This is a genomic window from Cylindrospermopsis curvispora GIHE-G1 (genome assembly GCF_014489415.1).
GTDB classification, from domain to species: Bacteria; Cyanobacteriota; Cyanobacteriia; order Cyanobacteriales; family Nostocaceae; genus Raphidiopsis; species Raphidiopsis curvispora_A.
In genome coordinates this window covers 2,974,138-2,991,915 of record NZ_CP060822.1, presented here as the reverse complement: position 1 = coordinate 2,991,915, position 17,778 = coordinate 2,974,138, and the positions used below count along the sequence as shown (strand labels likewise).

18 protein-coding genes, 2 pseudogenes and 1 CRISPR repeat array are annotated in these 17,778 nt (G+C 38.2%); of the genes and pseudogenes, 9 read left to right on the top strand and 11 right to left on the bottom strand.

Annotation, left to right across the window (positions count from 1 at the left end; translation table 11 throughout):
* Positions 1 to 159: 159 nt before the first annotated feature.
* From IAR63_RS13325 to IAR63_RS13310, 4 genes are all read left to right on the top strand, one after another.
* Positions 160 to 411, top strand: coding sequence for a hypothetical protein (locus IAR63_RS13325; protein WP_057177701.1), 252 nt, complete (start codon positions 160 to 162; stop codon positions 409 to 411).
* Positions 412 to 551: 140 nt separating this feature from the next.
* On the top strand, positions 552 to 713 hold the full coding sequence (locus IAR63_RS13320) for a hypothetical protein (RefSeq protein ID WP_187705596.1): 162 nt from the start codon (positions 552 to 554) through the stop codon (positions 711 to 713).
* Between the two features lie 383 nt (positions 714 to 1,096).
* Positions 1,097 to 1,288 carry a hypothetical protein gene (locus IAR63_RS13315; RefSeq protein WP_187705595.1) on the top strand — a complete coding sequence of 64 codons (192 nt, stop codon included), beginning with the start codon at positions 1,097 to 1,099 and terminating at the stop codon, positions 1,286 to 1,288.
* A gap of 4 nt (positions 1,289 to 1,292) precedes the next feature.
* A CRISPR array of direct repeats spans positions 1,293 to 2,803; the repeat unit is 36 nt; unit sequence GTGCGCTTCCCTCTGGGAAGTGGAATTAATGGAAAC.
* Between the two features lie 758 nt (positions 2,804 to 3,561).
* Positions 3,562 to 4,464 carry a restriction endonuclease gene (locus IAR63_RS13310; RefSeq protein ID WP_187705594.1) on the top strand — a complete coding sequence of 301 codons (903 nt, stop codon included), beginning with the start codon at positions 3,562 to 3,564 and terminating at the stop codon, positions 4,462 to 4,464.
* Positions 4,465 to 6,516: 2,052 nt separating this feature from the next.
* Here the strand turns inward: IAR63_RS13310 and IAR63_RS18495 are convergent.
* From IAR63_RS18495 to IAR63_RS13290, 4 genes and pseudogenes are all read right to left on the bottom strand, one after another.
* Positions 6,517 to 7,831 (bottom strand): annotated as a pseudogene (locus IAR63_RS18495) (ATP-binding protein).
* 6 nt (positions 7,832 to 7,837) lie between these two features.
* A complete protein-coding gene (gene psbA, locus IAR63_RS13300; RefSeq protein WP_006277031.1) occupies positions 7,838 to 8,920 on the bottom strand; it encodes a photosystem II q(b) protein in 1,083 nt (360 codons plus the stop codon).
* 276 nt (positions 8,921 to 9,196) lie between these two features.
* Positions 9,197 to 9,703, bottom strand: a complete 507-nt coding sequence (locus IAR63_RS13295) for a DUF4435 domain-containing protein (protein WP_187705593.1) — start codon at positions 9,701 to 9,703, stop codon at positions 9,197 to 9,199.
* Positions 9,615 to 9,950, bottom strand: coding sequence for an ATP-binding protein (locus IAR63_RS13290; RefSeq protein WP_187705592.1), 336 nt, complete (start codon positions 9,948 to 9,950; stop codon positions 9,615 to 9,617). The genes IAR63_RS13295 and IAR63_RS13290 overlap by 89 nt, the downstream gene beginning before the upstream one ends.
* A gap of 196 nt (positions 9,951 to 10,146) precedes the next feature.
* On the opposite strand from IAR63_RS13290, the pseudogene IAR63_RS13285 reads away from it, so the two are divergent.
* The 4 genes and pseudogenes from IAR63_RS13285 to IAR63_RS13275 form a co-directional block, all read left to right on the top strand.
* Positions 10,147 to 10,422: pseudogene (locus IAR63_RS13285) on the top strand (transposase); the annotation flags it as partial.
* A 346-nt stretch (positions 10,423 to 10,768) separates the two neighbouring features.
* Positions 10,769 to 10,891 carry a hypothetical protein gene (locus tag IAR63_RS18655; RefSeq protein WP_268905661.1) on the top strand — a complete coding sequence of 41 codons (123 nt, stop codon included), beginning with the start codon at positions 10,769 to 10,771 and terminating at the stop codon, positions 10,889 to 10,891.
* 158 nt (positions 10,892 to 11,049) lie between these two features.
* The gene (locus tag IAR63_RS13280; protein WP_187705591.1) at positions 11,050 to 11,856 is read left to right on the top strand and encodes a DarT ssDNA thymidine ADP-ribosyltransferase family protein; all 807 of its coding nucleotides are present in this window, start codon (positions 11,050 to 11,052) and stop codon (positions 11,854 to 11,856) included.
* Between the two features lie 34 nt (positions 11,857 to 11,890).
* Entirely contained in the window at positions 11,891 to 12,613 is a 723-nt protein-coding gene (locus IAR63_RS13275; protein ID WP_187705590.1) for a DarT1-associated NADAR antitoxin family protein, read from the top strand.
* 155 nt (positions 12,614 to 12,768) lie between these two features.
* Here IAR63_RS13275 and IAR63_RS18490 read toward each other — a convergent pair whose 3' ends face one another.
* A complete protein-coding gene (locus IAR63_RS18490) occupies positions 12,769 to 13,089 on the bottom strand; it encodes a DUF29 domain-containing protein (protein ID WP_082604668.1) in 321 nt (106 codons plus the stop codon).
* A 241-nt stretch (positions 13,090 to 13,330) separates the two neighbouring features.
* Positions 13,331 to 13,909, bottom strand: a complete 579-nt coding sequence (locus IAR63_RS13265; protein WP_187705589.1) for a Uma2 family endonuclease — start codon at positions 13,907 to 13,909, stop codon at positions 13,331 to 13,333.
* A gap of 152 nt (positions 13,910 to 14,061) precedes the next feature.
* On the opposite strand from IAR63_RS13265, the gene IAR63_RS18250 reads away from it, so the two are divergent.
* Positions 14,062 to 14,268 carry a D-Ala-D-Ala carboxypeptidase family metallohydrolase gene (locus tag IAR63_RS18250; RefSeq protein WP_235678268.1) on the top strand — a complete coding sequence of 69 codons (207 nt, stop codon included), beginning with the start codon at positions 14,062 to 14,064 and terminating at the stop codon, positions 14,266 to 14,268.
* 18 nt (positions 14,269 to 14,286) lie between these two features.
* Here the strand turns inward: IAR63_RS18250 and IAR63_RS13255 are convergent, their stop codons facing one another.
* From IAR63_RS13255 to IAR63_RS13230, 5 genes are all read right to left on the bottom strand, one after another.
* Entirely contained in the window at positions 14,287 to 14,481 is a 195-nt protein-coding gene (locus IAR63_RS13255; RefSeq protein ID WP_187705588.1) for a WD40 repeat domain-containing protein, read from the bottom strand.
* Positions 14,468 to 15,544, bottom strand: coding sequence for a hypothetical protein (locus IAR63_RS13250; RefSeq protein WP_187705587.1), 1,077 nt, complete (start codon positions 15,542 to 15,544; stop codon positions 14,468 to 14,470). The genes IAR63_RS13255 and IAR63_RS13250 overlap by 14 nt, the downstream gene beginning before the upstream one ends.
* Positions 15,545 to 15,558: 14 nt before the next feature.
* Complete coding sequence (locus IAR63_RS18485; protein WP_235678267.1) at positions 15,559 to 15,831, bottom strand: hypothetical protein; 273 nt, start codon at positions 15,829 to 15,831, stop codon at positions 15,559 to 15,561.
* A gap of 157 nt (positions 15,832 to 15,988) precedes the next feature.
* On the bottom strand, positions 15,989 to 16,714 hold the full coding sequence (locus tag IAR63_RS13235) for a Uma2 family endonuclease (RefSeq protein WP_187707468.1): 726 nt from the start codon (positions 16,712 to 16,714) through the stop codon (positions 15,989 to 15,991).
* Positions 16,715 to 16,887: 173 nt separating this feature from the next.
* Positions 16,888 to 17,655 (bottom strand): Uma2 family endonuclease, encoded by a 768-nt coding sequence (locus IAR63_RS13230; protein ID WP_187707467.1) that lies wholly within the window; start codon positions 17,653 to 17,655, stop codon positions 16,888 to 16,890.
* Between the last annotated feature and the right edge of the window lie 123 nt (positions 17,656 to 17,778).

The window sequence follows — 17,778 nt, the reverse complement described above, 5'->3', positions numbered from 1 at the left end:
TGACAAGTCGAAAGATTTTACAAAAATTATTAGTTATTTTCTGTAAACCTATTGCATGTCTGTTCAAATAGTTTTATAATTAGAAAAAAGTAAGGTGATCTACATTTCTTGGAGGAAAGTCCTGATCACCTTACACCCCAACATGGAGGCAAATAGATTATGGCACAGACTAGAAATTTTATCAGCAATGTGGATGACACTGGAGTGGTTAACTCTAGAGTAGTTTCAGCAGGTGGTCACCGGGAACCACTAAAACATCTGTTGATCGGGTCGAAAAAGACGGTAATTAGTACGATTCACTATCTACACGTGCTTGGTTATGCCAATGCGACTGATTGGAGTGATCTGACGCCAACTGGTAATTCTGGGGAAGTGATGAGTATTCTGGTAAGACATATTGTGATTAATTAGTTTTCTACTTAACTCGTGGGTCTTCCCATGAGTTAGAGATATATCAGAGTCATCTTGTGTAGTGGGTGCTTGGCAATCGCATTTATATCTCATGTTGAGTTTCCTTTCGGAAACTCAACCTGGAATATTAGCAAACTGATTTGATAACCGTAGTTTTTCTCAGATGGGCGATCGCGAAGCACTCCCATAGGGAGCTGGCTTTTATTACTCTTGCTAACAATCTACCCTGGGGTAGATGCAAAACGGGAAAAATTGTGTTTTTCAGTTTTATCAGACAGGCGATCGCACCTTGTAAGTTGTGATTATAACTTTTATATCACTGAAGAAAAAATAAACTCCATATAGTTAGTGGGGGGAGATCACATAGGCTTATCCCAATTAGTAAATAACTATCTGTTATCTATATTGGAGGAAGATAATAATAAACAGTCATAAGTTTATCATATATGATTAGTGCTGATTCTCTCTGGGAAGTAGAATTAGTTCCAAAAGTTTTATAGTTAAGATTTTCTCTACAGGTGGCGAATAAATAAATATTACAATATTTATATTATATGTAAATTATTAGTTTTTTGGTGTAAAGTTATTATAGATTGGGAATTTAAGGGATTTTCTCATTATTAAGATGAGATAATTAGTCCAGTATTTATGAAAAGTAAAAGTGATATTAAAGACAGTAAATTAAGTGATTAACGAAAGAGATGCGAAGGTCAGGAAAAAACGCTGGAATGCCTATTATTTCGTCGGGAACCTCGCACCCTTGTGGTGTAAGGGTTTCAGCCATTATTTTCAGGGTGGTGGAGGTGAAAAACAGAGAAATTTTGCTGACCTTCGCAAAGTGGGTCTGGACACCAGTCAGGGCAAGGGCTTAAAATAGAGGGGTGCGCTTCCCTCTGGGAAGTGGAATTAATGGAAACATGCCTATGTAGGCTTCGGCATCTTGAATGGCCTCTTCATGTGCGCTTCCCTCTGGGAAGTGGAATTAATGGAAACATATCACTTCATTGCTAGTTGCCCTAGATATTGACAACAAGTGCGCTTCCCTCTGGGAAGTGGAATTAATGGAAACAAATTTTGTGGGTTTATAAAACCCATCCTTATTATAAGTGCGCTTCCCTCTGGGAAGTGGAATTAATGGAAACAGAGTTAATGGAGATGCCACAGAGATACAGGAGTTGGATGCGTGCGCTTCCCTCTGGGAAGTGGAATTAATGGAAACCAATGGAAGAAAAAACCAAGAAATCATCTAATGATATTGTGCGCTTCCCTCTGGGAAGTGGAATTAATGGAAACATACTTAGATGGTCGAGGTACTGAAGGTCAATCAAGTCGTGCGCTTCCCTCTGGGAAGTGGAATTAATGGAAACACTAAGACAGAGGATGATTGATGATGGATTGTTAAGTGCGCTTCCCTCTGGGAAGTGGAATTAATGGAAACAATCTAACATTTTTATACCACTGATTACACCCTCGCACGGTGCGCTTCCCTCTGGGAAGTGGAATTAATGGAAACCTAATACAGCTGAATCGCTAATGGAATATCATCATGTGCGCTTCCCTCTGGGAAGTGGAATTAATGGAAACAGCAGATTTATTCAAGATAGTTGGAGGCTCTAGCACTGGTGCGCTTCCCTCTGGGAAGTGGAATTAATGGAAACAATGTACTACTTCCTGGGGCGTCCAGGTTTCGTATTTATGTGCGCTTCCCTCTGGGAAGTGGAATTAATGGAAACATGGGGTGGCTGTTTGCGGAAATATTGCAATATCTTACGTGCGCTTCCCTCTGGGAAGTGGAATTAATGGAAACCTCAATCTCATCCACCGTTGGGATGTAGTCTATGCGGGTGCGCTTCCCTCTGGGAAGTGGAATTAATGGAAACGTTTGGGTTCCCAGTCTCTGCAACCCAACTCTGGTGGTGCGCTTCCCTCTGGGAAGTGGAATTAATGGAAACTCACTGATGTTGTTTATTGTGCATAACTGCATTGCTTCGTGCGCTTCCCTCTGGGAAGTGGAATTAATGGAAACGCCCGTTTCGCGGAAAATAATCTCTTGCTTGTCTTGTGCGCTTCCCTCTGGGAAGTGGAATTAATGGAAACTCGCGGATTTGGGTCTTTGCGTTTAACGCGGTTCCAGTGCGCTTCCCTCTGGGAAGTGGAATTAATGGAAACTTCTTGGTCTTCAAAAAACTCGTTCCACCATTCGTCGAGTGCGCTTCCCTCTGGGAAGTGGAATTAATGGAAACTAACCAGGCAAGGTTATCTGAGCCATCGTAAAAGGCGAGTGCGCTTCCCTCTGGGAAGTGGAATCAATGGAAACAAAGATTTGTCTAAAGTTGGTTTTTCGTTAAACACTGGGGTGCGCTTCCCTCTCGGAAGTGGAATCAATAGAAACGACCTAACTCGGGGGTCTTCTCATGAGTTAGAGATATAGGTAATACTGATTTCATAACAGTAGTTTTTCTCGGATGGGCGATCGCTCTTATATTCAGTCTGTTCTTTAGAAATTAGACATCCTTATTGGATATCTGAGGACAGTAGTTCGGATAGCTTTCTAGGTAGCGCTTTTGCGATCGCTCTTATATTCAGTCTGTTCTTTAGAAATTAGACATCCTTATTGGATATCTGAGGACAGTAGTTCGGATAGCTTTCTAGGTAGCGCTTTTGCGATCGCTCTTATATTCAGTCTGTTCTTTAGAAATTAGACATCCATTGGATATCTGAGGACAGTAGTTCGGATAGCTTTCTAGGTAGCGCTTTTGCGATCGCTCTTATATTCAGTCTGTTCTTTAGAAATTAGACATCCATTGGATATCTGAGGACAGTAGTTCGGATAGCTTTCTAGGTAGCGCTTTTGCGATCGCTCTTATATTCAGTCTGTTCTTTAGAAATTAGACATCCTTATTGGATATCTGAGGACAGTAGTTCGGATAGCTTTCTAGGTAGCGCTTTTGCGATCGCTCTTATATTCAGTCTGTTCTTTAGAAATTAGACATCCATTGGATATCTGAGGACAGTAGTTCGGATAGCTTTCTAGGTAGCGCTTTTGCGATCGCATCCCCTAAGTTTTTTGGACTAACAGGGTCGCCTAATTGAAAAACAAACCCCACATACTAAGTGGGGAGACCAGCGATAGAATATACTGATAAGGATATGCCAGTTCCAAATTTTCAATCCCTCATGTTACCAGTCCTTAAAACTGCAGCTCAAGGTGAAGTAAAATTTTCAGCTGTTATCTCATTGCTTGCAAAATCATTGGGACTTTCCCAGGAGGATATTAGCGAACTGGTTCCATCTGGAAAGCAGACGGTTCTTGCTAATCGAGTAGGATGGGCAAAAACCTATCTCAAAAAAGCTAAACTAATAGAATATACTAAACGGGGATACTTTTCGATTACACAGCTGGGCAAGGATGTATTAGAATCAAACCCATCTGAAATTAACAGTGCTTATCTGATGGAATTTGAGGATTTCAGACAATTTAAAAAAGTAACTGAAGATGAAGAATCATCTATAATTCTAACTAATGATGTAACACAGACACCTCATGAATTAATAGCATCTGCTCATAAGCAAATTCAATCTGCTTTAATCCAGGAATTATTGGATCCTATTCTCGCAGCACCTCCGGATTTTTTTGAGCGCCTCATTATTAATCTACTTATGAGTATGGGATATGGAGGTTCAGTACAAAATTCTGGACGTGCACTGGGAAAAAGTGGAGATGATGGAATTGATGGTGTAATAGACCAGGATGCGCTAGGCTTGGATCGGGTATATATTCAGGCAAAACGATATAGCCCCGGTAATAGTATTGGATCCGGGGCTATTCGTGATTTTTTTGGTAGTCTTGACCGACACAAAGCTAATAAGGGACTTTTTGTTACCACGTCTAGCTTTTCTTCCTCTGCAAAAGAAACTATAGAGTTTTTAAGTAAAAGAATAGTCCTTATTGATGGAAATCAATTAGCCAAGCTGATGATTAGCTTTAATGTGGGATGTCGAATAGAAGAAACACTCTATATCAAGAAAATAGATGAGGAATTTTTTGAATAAACTCACCATCCTTTCTATAATATGTCTTTGTTTGTCACTCATGCGATCGCCCTACGCACCAGATATGTATTGGGACACCCAGGAGCTTGTTACCTAAACTGCGATCCTCTTCTCGAATGCTTTTTTCACTCTCTATGTTTATTTTTATGCTAACTTTGATTTTTTATCTCAGTAATTTCCCTCCCTGATAGTTGAGAGTACAGATTTCCATTATCAAGGTATCACATCCAAAGGTAAATAATCAACCCCCCATATTGAAAAAAAATCGGCGCGCGGGTACATAGATATTTTTAAGCGTATTCCAATACAGTATAAGTTGTATTTTATCAATAAAACATACAATATAACAAAACTAGTCGGTTTTAACCGACTTGAGCTTTGAGACCGGGAATTGATTCCCGGTCTCCCCCACGGACAGTCTCCAGGTAGGAGTTAATTCAAACAATAACGGGTAATTGCTGCCATGGGGAGTGTTTATATCCCGTGGGTTTGTTGGGTTTCGTTGCTCAACCCAACCTACAAGTCCTCTAGCAATCTCCCATAGGGAGTGCTTCGCAATCGCCTGATAAACAATAAGAAAAAATTATGTTTCGCGGCAAGCAAGATAAGTTTTTTTATGATTTAAGGGCTGGAAATATGGTAGTATGGTAGTGTAAGAATGGAGTAGTGGCATTTTTAAAAAAATTGCACAGATTTCCATTATCAAAGTATCACATCCAAAGGTAAATAATCAACCCCCCATATTGAAAAAAAATCGGCGCGCGGGTATATAGACATTTTTAAGCGTATTCTAATGCAGTATAAGTTATATTTTATTAATAAAATATACAACATGACAAAACTAGTTGGTTTTAACCGACTTGAGCTTTGAGACCGGGAATTGATTCCCGGTCTCCCCCACGGACAGTCTCCAGGTAGGAGTTAATTCAAACAATAACGGGTAATTGCTGCCATGGGGAGTGTTTATATCCCGTGGGTTTGTTGGGTTTCGTTGCTCAACCCAACCTACGAGTCCTCTGGCGATCTCCCCTAGGGAGTGCTTCGCAATCGCCTGATAAACAATAAGAAAAAATTATGTTTCGCGGCAAGCAAGATAAGTTTTTTTATGATTTAAGGGCTGGAAATATGGTAGTATGGTAGTGTAAAAATGGAGTAGTGGCATTTTTAAAAAAATTGCACAGATTTCCATTATCAAAGTATCACATCCAAAGGTAAATAATCAACCCCCCATATTGAAAAAAATCGGCGCACGGGTATATAGATATTTTTAAGCGTATTTTAATACAGTATAAGTTATATTTTTTCAATAAAACATATAACATAACAAAACTAGTTGGTTTTAACCGACTTGAGCTTTGAGACCGGGAATTGATTCCCGGTCTCCCCCACGGACAGTCTCCAGGTAGGAGTTAATTCAAACAATAACGGGTAATTGCTGCCATGGGGAGTGTTTATATCCCGTGGGTTTGTTGGGTTTCGTTGCTCAACCCAACCTACGAGTCCTCTGGCGATCTCCCCTAGGGAGTGCTTCGCAATCGCCTGATAAACAATAAGAAAAAATTATGTTTCGCGGCAAGCAAGATAAGTTTTTTTATGATTTAAGGGCTGGAAATATGGTAGTATGGTAGTGTAAAAATGGAGTAGTGGCATTTTTAAAAAAATTGCACAGATTTCCATTATCAAAGTATCACATCCAAAGGTAAATAATCAACCCCCCATATTGAAAAAAATCGGCGCGCGGGTATATAGACATTTTTAAGCGTATTTTAATACAGTATAAGTTATATTTTATTAATAAAATATACAACATAACAAAACTAGTTGGTTTTAACCGACTTGAGCTTTGAGACCGGGAATTGATTCCCGGTCTCCCCCACGGACAGTCTCCAGGTAGGAGTTAATTCAAACAATAACGGGTAATTGCTGCCATGGGGAGTGTTTATATCCCGTGGGTTTGTTGGGTTTCGTTGCTCAACCCAACCTACGAGTCCTCTGGCGATCTCCCCTAGGGAGTGCTTCGCGATCTCCCATAGGGAGTGCTTCGCAATCGCCCTAACTGCGAATAATGGTAATAGTGCGTCCCCCTGGACTAATAGCTTGCTCCGTACTAATTCTCTCTCCCATGGGTGGTAACCCCGCACGGCGATCGAAAATCACTAACCAACCTGTATCCAATCCTAAACCATCCAGATATTTATCCAATTGGATCAAACCCTGGGTTAGCGGATCTAACTTTTCTTTCCGCACCTTTAACTCTATGCCCATCACCACTTTGCCATAGCGCAAACAAATATCCATCCTCCCAGAACCAATGGCATATTCTCGCTCTAACGTACCACCACTATCACTACCCGATGCAAAATGCCATTAACACCAAGTGAGGAGCAATCTCATGGTAGGGCGCACTTTTGAGCAGTGGTTCCCCATGTTGTCGCCAAAATTCCAAAAAAGAGTCTAATAGGATTTGAGGGTTGAGTGTGCCATCAGGGTTTAACCAGTTGGGTTCCACCGAAGTTAAAGAGGCGATCGCCACGGAGGCTAAAGCTTTAGGTAAAATCTCTCGATAAATAGGGTTAGCAATTTCCAGTCCACCCCCGCGATCGCGACGGCATAAACCCAGATCTAACACGTATCGTAAGTTATCTTCTGGCGTATCAGCTAAGTCTTCACCAGCTAACATAGGTTGAATAATGTCCCTGACCCTCTCTTCCCGTAATCTTTCTGCCAAGCTATCTAAATGGGTATCCTGGCGTCGAATCAGAATTTCCTTAGCCTGGTTAATCACTTCACCAGTAATGGGTTGGGTAATGTCTTTCACTAAAACCTGAGTAGCTTGACGAGCTAGGGCGTTAACTAACCACGGTTGTCCATCAGTTAAATAAAATGCCTGATGGATGGCTTCCGGAGTAAACACCTGTCCCGTAGCTTGTGTATGTTGTAAGTAAAGTTCTTCTACTTCTGATAAAGTAAAATTACTGAGGGTTAAAGACTCAGCCTTGATATTGAAAGGACTGGAAGTATTAAGTCTTTCACTTCCACCGGATTTAACCTTATAGTCCCGCACATCCCGCATACCAATCAAGCCCACCGAATGGGGAAACGCCCGGGGACGACGGGGAAAACCTGAACGTAATTGTCTTAAAATAAAGATTAAAGCTTCATCTGTTAGGGAATCTATTTCATCTAAAAAGATTACAAGAGGTCTTGGAGATTGGCCAGACCACTCACTTAAAGTTTTGCCTATTCCTGAGTCTGTTTCACCCTCTGGCCAATAGGATGGTTGTAGTTCTTTGGGTAAGTAAAACTTAATTGCCTGTTTCCATAAAAAAAGCCCCCACCAGGTGAGGAGCTTTTCATTTACCAGTATTGGTTATTAACCGTTGATTGCAGGAGCAGTCAATGCTACAGGAGCTACTTCACCAGCAGCTAGGTCTAAGGGGAAGTTGTGGGCGTTACGCTCGTGCATTACTTCCATACCTAGGTTAGCGCGGTTGATTACGTCAGCCCATGTACCTATTACACGACCTTGAGAATCAATGATGGATTGGTTGAAGTTGAATCCATTCAGGTTGAATGCCATGGTGCTTACACCCAGTGCTGTAAACCATATTCCTACTACTGGCCATGCTGCCAAGAAGAAGTGTAGTGAACGGCTGTTGTTGAATGAAGCATATTGGAATATCAAGCGACCAAAGTAACCGTGTGCTGCTACGATGTTGTAGGTTTCTTCCTCCTGTCCGAACTTGTAACCATAGTTCTGAGACTCGGTTTCAGTTGTTTCTCTTACTAAGGAAGATGTTACCAAGGAACCGTGCATAGCGCTGAACAAGCTACCACCGAATACACCTGCTACTCCTAACATGTGGAAGGGGTGCATGAGGATGTTATGCTCTGCTTGGAACACAATCATGAAGTTGAAGGTTCCAGAGATACCTAAAGGCATACCATCAGAGAATGAACCTTGTCCGATGGGGTAGATTAAAAATACTGCGGTAGCAGCTGCCAAAGGAGCGGAGAATGCTACGCAAATCCAAGGACGCATGCCTAAACGGAAGGATAATTCCCATTCACGACCTAGGTAGCAGGCTACACCAATCAAGAAGTGGAAAATTACTAGTTGGTAAGGACCACCGTTGTATAACCATTCATCTAAGGATGCAGCTTCCCAAATGGGGTAGAAGTGCAAACCAATAGCGTTGGAGGAGGGAACTACAGCACCGGAGATGATGTTGTTACCGTACATTAAGGAACCAGCTACGGGTTCACGGATACCGTCGATGTCTACGGGGGGAGCAGCAATAAAAGCGATGATGAAGCAAGTGGTAGCTGCGAGAAGGGTGGGGATCATTAGCACGCCGAACCAGCCAATATAGAGGCGGTTGTTGGTGCTGGTGATGAATTCACAAAAACGATCCCATACGTTGGCGCTTTGGCGCTGTTGAATGGCAGTGGTCATGTTTTTATAAATGCGGTTTAACCGGAGGTTTATGTATGTTCAGGTAGGTGTTTCTACCTTATGAACTTATATTAAGACAAATGTTTAGTTTTGTAAAGGGGTTTTTACAAAATTTTTAATAATTTTGCCAATTAGGGATTTTCCTATATATGGTGGGGGTTTTCGCCTCCTGGAGGTATTTTATATGTGTATAAATCAGATTTTTTCTATTGCAAAGGTCAATAAATTTTCTTTCTCTCCCTCGTAATATTTATTCCTTCTTATGAAGGTCAAGACTTAAACCAATACACAGTCACTCTCTAGGATTATTGGCACATCAGGAAACTTATCACGAAGGTCACTAAGGGTATATTGGGCTATAACTTGATCTAGATCAATACTAACAAACTCTGAAAGTTTATGTTTTGAAAGATTTAGTTTACTGGATTTGTCTGTATGACAGGCTATCCACACATTTAATAGCTCCACCGCGTTGTGAAATTCTTTCTGTAGTTTGGTATATAAGTCAATACAGCGGTTGAAGTTTTCATCTAACCCTTGTAGTTGAAATTCGTCTCGGATAATTCTGGAAAAGCATTGAACTGAAGTATAAAAATTTTCAACTGAGTGGCATGGAGTTTCATATATTGCACTTGCACCACCTTGATTAATTGATTCATCAAAGTCTCTATCTACAAAATAAATAGCTCTGACATTAGAGTAATACTTGCGCGATGAGATCATTCTGTAAATCCCCAAAACCCCCTCTTTGCCATTCAATAGAAAGTGATAATTCCGGTTCATCAAATAAGACAATAAAATCCTCATGAGGTTCTAGATATATTTTTGAAAAAAGTGATATTATCTGTTTCTCACCAGATGATAAGTTTCTAAAATCAATGGTACTATCATTTGCGGTATTTTGAATTGATATATCTACATTAGCTTCATCATAAACAATCTGTTTTTCATTCAAGTAATTATTGCATATTGTGGCAAATTGATTAATAGAATCATCTTTTTCTTTTTGGTACTCATACAAATCAACCAATTTTGATAAAAAGTAGACCAATTGATCCAGAAGTGTTGAATGTTAAGAAATTTGTGATAAAAATTGCCCAAAATATATTAAAATTTGGGCAACCCACATCAAAATATTGATTTGATAATGATCATAAATTCATTCCCCAAGATTGTCAAGGACATTCTCAGACCGTTACCAAAAAATGATTATCCAGTTTTGAACAGATGAAATCAGAGATATTTATCGTTTACAGTGGGGAGTTGAACTGTTATGGAAGTTTTTAAAAATGCACCTAAAATTGGATAAATTAATTACGAAAAACGTTAATGGTATTGGCATACAAATTTATGCCAGTCTCATCGCTTATCTAATTTTAGAACTTGTATCCGTTCCTAATGAATGGGGTGAAAAAATGTTAGATAAGTTCCGCTATCTTCAAGCTTGTATGTGTCAACAAATCAGTTATGTTCATTGGATGGAAGATATGATGAGATGTTGACATTTTCACCTTTGATAAGAGTACTATATCTAACTATCTTGAGAGCGATCGCCCAGTGATACTGTAATGTTGACAGCTGACCCTACCAGGAGGAGGGTTTTTAAAAACCTTTCTCCCGGGGGGACATTTTAGTGCACGTAATAATTTACCCCCCTACATTATCATAGATTTAGCCTACTTAAATGAAATGTATTGATCATAAATTTATGTTAATTTTTGTGTATTAACTAATGAATTGCTGCAGAAATATTTACTTATCGTGGTTCAATTTAAGTATCCATATTATAATCGGAATAAATCGAAGACATCTGGTTAAAATTTAAGACGAATTTACGGAATTAATTTTATGACAATAGAGTTTGGTACTGTCAAATACTACAACAGTGATAAAGGATTTGGATTTATAGGTCGTACTTTTCAAATGTTGATGGAAAAATTTTCTTTCATATTACAAAAATTAGGACAATAGATCCTGAGTTAGCTCAATTTTTAGACAACGGTAAAGGTTATAAAACTGTTACTTTATGGTATGAAATTGAACTAACTGAAAAGGGTGAGCAAGTTAGTAGGTTTTGGTTAAGTGGAAGAGATATTTCAGAAAACTACATACATGAGTTAAGTTGTAGAGTGGAAGAAATTTGGAAAGATATAAATTCTTCAAAACCTAGTTGGCTTGAGTGTGTAACTAAGGAGGTTTTTGGAGATGAAAAATTGGGACAGTTACGGATTCAACGGGAACAAGAAGAAGAACGTAAAAAATTACATCAACAAAATGAACAGCGCAGAAATGAAATTAGGAATATATGCAATAGAATTGGAATCGAAAGTCTAGTTCATTTTACTCGTCTTGAAAATTTAGAAAACATTCTAGAGTTTGGTCTTATTGGAAGATCGCAACTCGACGAAATGGGTTTTAACTTTATATATAATGATGACCGCCGGATAGATTTTCAAAGAGAAGCAATTTGTTTAAGTATTAGTTTTCCTAATTATAGAATGTTTTTCAAATATAGACAAAAATCTAGTGATAGTAAATGGGTCGTTTTACTTTTAAATCGTTCAGTATTATGGGAATTGAACTGTAAATTTTATAGGGAAAATGCAGCATCAAACAATGCAAGAGTTGCCGATTTAATGGGAAGCAGATCTGAAACTTCAGCATTGATCGAAATGTTTGAAGATTATGAAGGGATTGAACGGAATAGTTTAAACATTCTAAATAACTTTACAACTAACCCTCAAGCGGAAGTTCTTGTTTTTGATAAAATTGATCCATGCTTCATTGACGAAGTTTGTTTTAATAGTGTACAAGATATGAAACAATGGGATAATTTAGATACTAGTAATTATCCACAAAGATTTTCTGTCAATCTGTATTATTTTAAACCTAGAAATGATTATAAAATTTGGCAAGCTAAGAAGACTGATGTATGATAAATTTAAGACAATTCAAACAAGAAGGTTGAACATGGCTAAGCGTCCTATTTTTATTCCTAGTCCTGAAACTTTTCCTTTTGTAGAAGAAAAGTTGATAGAATTTGAGTGGCACCCTGGCTTTGCAAAAGTACAATATCAAAGGTCAATCACTTCACTTCACGATGCGGCAGCTAAGTGTAACATATATCCAGTTTTGGAAATATCTTCAAAGTCTTTAAAGTCTTTAGGTATTAACTTGAGTGCGTTTAACCTGAAGTTTTCAAAGGATCAGTATACTCTTTCAGTTGAGTGCGCATATCAGGGAAGTAAATTTTTCACCAAGGGTGGTCCTTTTTTAGACCTCTATCATGTTTCCAGTAGAGAAGCAAAAAAAGATGAAAGAATACATAATTCTGGTGACTTTGTAGGATATAAATTTTTTGAAGAGGACTTTCCTTCAAAGCCAGTAACAGCATTCTATGATTGGTTGTATTTAAAAGCATTACATCAAAACAAATCACTTGCAAATGAATTATTGCATTATGAAGGTTTCTCTGATATCGCTTTTAATCCAAAAAAATCCCTGAATTGTCAAGCAAGAGCAGCTGCACTATTTGTAGCATTATACCGTAAAAATGAGATTCAAAATGTCATTGAAGATAAATCTTATTACCTTAATTTAATAGGATCCAAAAAGGTGAACAAAATGAAAAGCTTGGTTGAGACAACGGGAACTCAGCAATCTTTACAACTTGAATTATCTGTATCTAACTAACTGGAGTCTAGATTGAAGAGAGGAGCGATCGCCCATAGGGAGTGCTTCGCGATCGCCTGTGGTTTTTATATACTCCTAAATAAGACCATGGATATTTTTAAAAACCAACTCTCACCTCTCTTGGTGAAAATATAAAATCTTATATTTAATTCCACTCACCCACTCAGCACAAACAGGAACAATAAGCGATCGCATTTATGGATTATATAATTTGAGAGTGCGATCGCACATCTTTGGTCAAATAGCAGTAGAATATCAAAAACAATCTTGAGCAAAAGAAGTTGATAGTCCCACTTGAGTAAGTGATGCAATATTAGTCCCATACTACTTAATAACCGATCTCGTTCTCGTTTCGACAAGTCCCTAATTTCTTCCACTAAGTTTATAATATCTAGCTCATCAAAACGCCCGTTAGCAATTAGATCAGCCATCTTTTCTGACCAGAGAGCAAAATCTTGTTCATACAAATTTGTCATAGTTTGTATATCTGTTCATAGAAATTATCTGTCCCGTCATCATAATTAAGAAATTCCTCAAAAGTCATTTTTTTACCAGTTGCAATTATCATGACCATGACTCCTATAAAATGCTGGTTTTACTATTTTAACAAGCGATCGCCTGTGATTTCTATATACTCCTAAATAAGACCACAGATATTTTTAAAAACCAACACCAAAGTGCTAAAACTGAGTCGATGATTTTAATTTGTAACTGTTATCAAGCTAATTCCTCAAAAACAATATCCTCATAAACCGACTGAATGGGAAAACTTAAATCAATACTTTGTAGCTCGATATTATCCCCCGACTGATAATTAAAAATCTCCCAATTACCCCGATCATTTTTGCGGTATAAATCAATCGCTATTTTCTCAGCATCAACTAAAAGATAATCTTGCAAACTAGGATTGCGACGATACAATCTAAATTTATCCCCTCGGTCATAACTGGCCGTACTGGGAGATAAAACCTCAACAATTAGACAGGGATATTGAATTGCTTGGATTGCAGTGCGATCGCGCTCGTCACAAGTAACACTCACATCAGGATAAACATAATCTTTTGTTTCCAAAATATTTACACGACAATCGGAATTACCAACCTGACAACCACTACCCCGTAAATGACCTTTAACAATGAAAATAATATTACTAGCAATTCGTCCATGATTTTGAGTTCCCCCAGTCATAGCGTAAACTTCACCATTAATATACTCATGGCGAAGCAGTTGTTTTTCTTCCCAGACAAAATATTCTTCGGGTGTTAACTTAGGAAACTTGTCTTTTACAGCAATCATTTTTTGTTACCTCATCTATGGTTGACCAAATTAAAATCGCTTTTATCAACAATACCTTGCCTATTTTTTGTAGCGACAGGGGAACCCAACCCATTTGTTCAGTTTGTAGGAGTATGTCACCTAACTGTATTTTAGTTAACTCCTTGCCAATAATGCAAATTTATCGCGAGATCGCCACGAAATTAACCATTAAATTAATCCACGCCTGGAGATTGTCTGTGGGGATACCCTTAACCTGGGAACCAGTAAGAGAGAAATTTGGCTCACCCATTAGAATCACATCCGGGTATCGTCCACCCGCAGTCAATAGTTCCCTAGGTGGTGCGCGTAACAGTCAGCATCTTTACTTTCGCGCCTAAGTTTGGCTAAGTTTAATGTTATGTTTCGGGGTAATTATAGGGAAAGACTGTAATAGTTTTATCTCCACTCCCAGTGGCTAGAAGTTTGCCATTAGGACTAAAAGTAATTGTATAAATGGCATCTTCGGCACATTTGACTGTGGAGATTTCTTCACCGCTCTCTAGGTTCCACAACTTTGCAGTTTTATCTTTACTCCCACTAGCTGTTCCCATCGGGACTAACTGCTACTGAGTTAATACCTCCATTCCAGGGAGAATCTTGATGTGCTGGTAGGGTGCGATGAGTCTGAGTTATTAAATCCCAAATTTTGATTGTTTTATCATCACTACCACTAACTAAATTTCTACCATCAGGACTAAAAGCTACTGCGGAAACTTTAGACTCATGACCTTTTAAATTTTGTACAAATAATAATTGGTTGAGATTTTCATCTACACTTGCTTCCGATTTAGATGTGGCAAGAATTACCTGATTAAATTTTCCTATGATTGGTGAAGTTTCTATATTTTCAATACATGATGTTTTGGGAGTATTGAAATTAGGTTCTTCGGTTTCTTCTAAATTGCTTACTGTGATTAAATCATCAAAGCACCTATCTAATTCTGTCAAAGAGTTATTCACGGATTCAAAAAGTTCATTGAATCTAGAATTTTCATGATTTTGATTCTGTTTGAGTTGATTAAATTCACCAATTGTGACGAAGTTTTGATGACAAGCTTCATGTAGTTTCTGGATTGAATCATCCAGATTTTCACAGCGAGACTCAATCTGGTCAATTTGTTGACTAATTTGGGTTAATTCTAATTTATTTTCTGTTTGCTCTCGTAAGTTTTTAATTTCACTGTCTATTGTATTTAGGCGATTATATATATCACTAATTTGTTGAGGAATTTCTTCGGTTGATACTAGCAGTTTTTGTATAGAAATTTGAATTTTCTGATCAATTATTTCGTTTAGTTGTTGTTTCCAAATTTCAATTTTTTTGATTCTTTCATTAGATTGGTTCATAGTTTGTTTAATTGTTTGTTTAATTTCATCAACTTGATTTGTCAGATTTGTCATATTTATTTGTAGTGTTGTAATTTGTGGAATTTGTGATGATGACCAAGCATGATTATACCTAACATAATTTCCTAAGTGCAATAGCAATATATCTAATAGGATAGGTATAATCATATATAGTATGTCTTTGGTAGCCAAGAATGCGATCACACCCAAAGACAGAAGACTTAAACCAATATATTCCCTAGCTTGGATTTCTGGAATTTTACTCATATTTATCTACTGATTTATTTTTTTAGGATCTCATTTACAGTTAACTTCACCTCAGAAAATAAAGGGGAACAAATCACCTCATCACCCGTAAAAACCTGCTCCTCATATAAACCTTCCACCCACTCCAAAACAGTCACCTTTTGCGCCATCGGAAGGTTGGTTTGAGCATCACTTTCTGGGTAGACAATTTCAGGCGCGATTGTCTCCCCAAGCTGATTTTTATTGGATTTTATCACCCCCAGTTGAGTTTTTGGTGGAATTTGCCTCACCATATCTATACCTCCCATTCACTTTGGTACTGACTCAATCGGTTTAATTTACTATAACATGGCTTCTTTAGGGATGTATTGCATACCCTCACTTAAAATTAATTGGGTTGACTTTAGCAGGGGGAGGGTTTTTAAAAACCTTTCTCCCGGGGGACATTTTGGTGCACGTAATAGTTTATTCCAGTGTACTAATATCAATACCCTTAGCTTTTAATTGTGATAGTAAATTTTGATACTTTAGTTGTTCCTGCTCTTTAAGAAATCTTTCCCGTTCTGCATAATTGCTCAACTCTACAGAACTAAGAAACCTACCACCATCTGGATAATAGATGACTAATTCATCCTCAGTCATATCAAACCGTACATTCAATCTTGGACTAGTCCAAACACTAAAATCCTTAATCTCTTTGAATGAATTATTTTCCCTAATAGATACTTCTAGACTAATTCTATCTGGATCATATACATAATACTCCTCTACTCCATGTTTCAGATAGAAAAGCTTTTTTTTGTCCATTTCATCTTGAGTATTACCGGGAGATAAAATTTCAAAAACTACCTGGGGAGGAATATTATCCTCCTCCCACTGTCGATAAGACCCCCGGTGTCCCTTGGGTCTCCCAAACACCACCATGGTGTCAGGAGCCAGTTTAATTTTGTTATTACCCTCTACTGGATACCAAAATAAGTCCCCAGCCACAAACACATTTGGATTAGACTTAAATAGTATTTCCAGATTCTCTTTGATTTTCACAATCCATGTGAATTGTTTAGTGTTATCCGCCATCGGTTGACCATCACTTTCTGGGTAGACAATTTCAGGCGCGATTGTCTCCCCAAGCTGATTTTTATTGGATTTTACTACCCCCAGTTGAGTTTTTGGTGGAACTTGCCTCACCATATCTATACCTCCCATTCACTTTGGTACTGACTCAATCGGTTTAATTTACTATAACATGGCTTCTGTAGGGATGTGTTCCATACCCTCACTTAAAATTAATTGGGTTGACTTTAGCAGGAGGAGGGTTTTTAAAAACCTTTCTCCCGGGGGGACATTTTAGTGTAGGTAATAGTTTATTCCAGTGTACTAATATCAATACCCTTAGCTTTTAATTGTGATAGTAAATTTTGATACTTTAGTTGTTCCCGTTCTTTAAGCAGTCTTTCCCGTTCTGCACGTTGATTTGCTTGTTCTCGAAGAAGTCTTTCTTGTTCTGCATAATTACTCAACTCTACAGAACTAAGAAACCTACCACCATCTGGATAATAGATGACTAATTCATCCCCAGTCATATCAAACCGTACATTCAATCTTGGACTAGTCCAAACACTAAAATCCTTAATCTCTTTAAATGAATTATTTTCCCTAGTAGATACTTTTAGACTAATTCTATCTGGATCATATACATAATACTCCTCTACTCCATGTTTCAGATAGAAAAGCTTTTTTTTGTCCATTTCATCTTGAGTATTACCGGGAGATAAAATTTCAAAAACTACCTGGGGAGGAATATTATCCTCCTCCCACTGTCGATAAGACCCCCGGTGTCCCTTGGGTCTCCCAAACACCACCATGGTGTCAGGAGCCAGTTTAATTTTGTTATTACCCTCTACTGGATACCAAAATAAGTCCCCAGCCACAAACACATTTGGATTAGACTTAAATAGTATTTCCAGATTCTCTTTGATTTTCACAATCCATGTGAATTGTTTAGTGTTATCCGCCATCGGTTGACCATCACTTTCTGGGTAGACAATTTCAGGCGCGATTGTCTCCCCAAGCTGATTTTTATTGGATTTTACTACCCCCAGTTGAGTTTTTGGTGGAACTTGCCTCACCATATCTATACCTCCCATTCACTTTGGTACTGACTCAATCGGTTTAATTTACTATAACATGGCTTCTGTAGGGATGTGTTCCATACCCTCACTTAAAATTAATTGGGTTGACTTTAGCAGGAGGAG

Excerpts from the sequence above, each read along its gene's own strand:
- IAR63_RS13325 (WP_057177701.1), top strand. The coding sequence starts at position 160 with ATGGCACAGACTAGAAATTTTATCAGCAATGTGGATGACACTGGAGTG.
- IAR63_RS13310 (WP_187705594.1), top strand. The coding sequence starts at position 3,562 with ATGCCAGTTCCAAATTTTCAATCCCTCATGTTACCAGTCCTTAAAACT.
- psbA (WP_006277031.1), bottom strand. The coding sequence starts at position 8,920 with ATGACCACTGCCATTCAACAGCGCCAAAGCGCCAACGTATGGGATCGT.
- IAR63_RS13295 (WP_187705593.1), bottom strand. The coding sequence starts at position 9,703 with ATGAACCGGAATTATCACTTTCTATTGAATGGCAAAGAGGGGGTTTTG.
- IAR63_RS18655 (WP_268905661.1), top strand. The coding sequence starts at position 10,769 with ATGACAATAGAGTTTGGTACTGTCAAATACTACAACAGTGATAAAGGA.
- IAR63_RS13275 (WP_187705590.1), top strand. The coding sequence starts at position 11,891 with ATGGCTAAGCGTCCTATTTTTATTCCTAGTCCTGAAACTTTTCCTTTT.
- IAR63_RS18490 (WP_082604668.1), bottom strand. The coding sequence starts at position 13,089 with ATGACAAATTTGTATGAACAAGATTTTGCTCTCTGGTCAGAAAAGATG.
- IAR63_RS13265 (WP_187705589.1), bottom strand. The coding sequence starts at position 13,909 with ATGATTGCTGTAAAAGACAAGTTTCCTAAGTTAACACCCGAAGAATAT.
- IAR63_RS18250 (WP_235678268.1), top strand. The coding sequence starts at position 14,062 with ATGCAAATTTATCGCGAGATCGCCACGAAATTAACCATTAAATTAATC.
- IAR63_RS13255 (WP_187705588.1), bottom strand. The coding sequence starts at position 14,481 with ATGGGAACAGCTAGTGGGAGTAAAGATAAAACTGCAAAGTTGTGGAAC.
- IAR63_RS13250 (WP_187705587.1), bottom strand. The coding sequence starts at position 15,544 with ATGAGTAAAATTCCAGAAATCCAAGCTAGGGAATATATTGGTTTAAGT.
- IAR63_RS18485 (WP_235678267.1), bottom strand. The coding sequence starts at position 15,831 with ATGGGAGGTATAGATATGGTGAGGCAAATTCCACCAAAAACTCAACTG.
- IAR63_RS13235 (WP_187707468.1), bottom strand. The coding sequence starts at position 16,714 with ATGGTGAGGCAAGTTCCACCAAAAACTCAACTGGGGGTAGTAAAATCC.
- IAR63_RS13230 (WP_187707467.1), bottom strand. The coding sequence starts at position 17,655 with ATGGTGAGGCAAGTTCCACCAAAAACTCAACTGGGGGTAGTAAAATCC.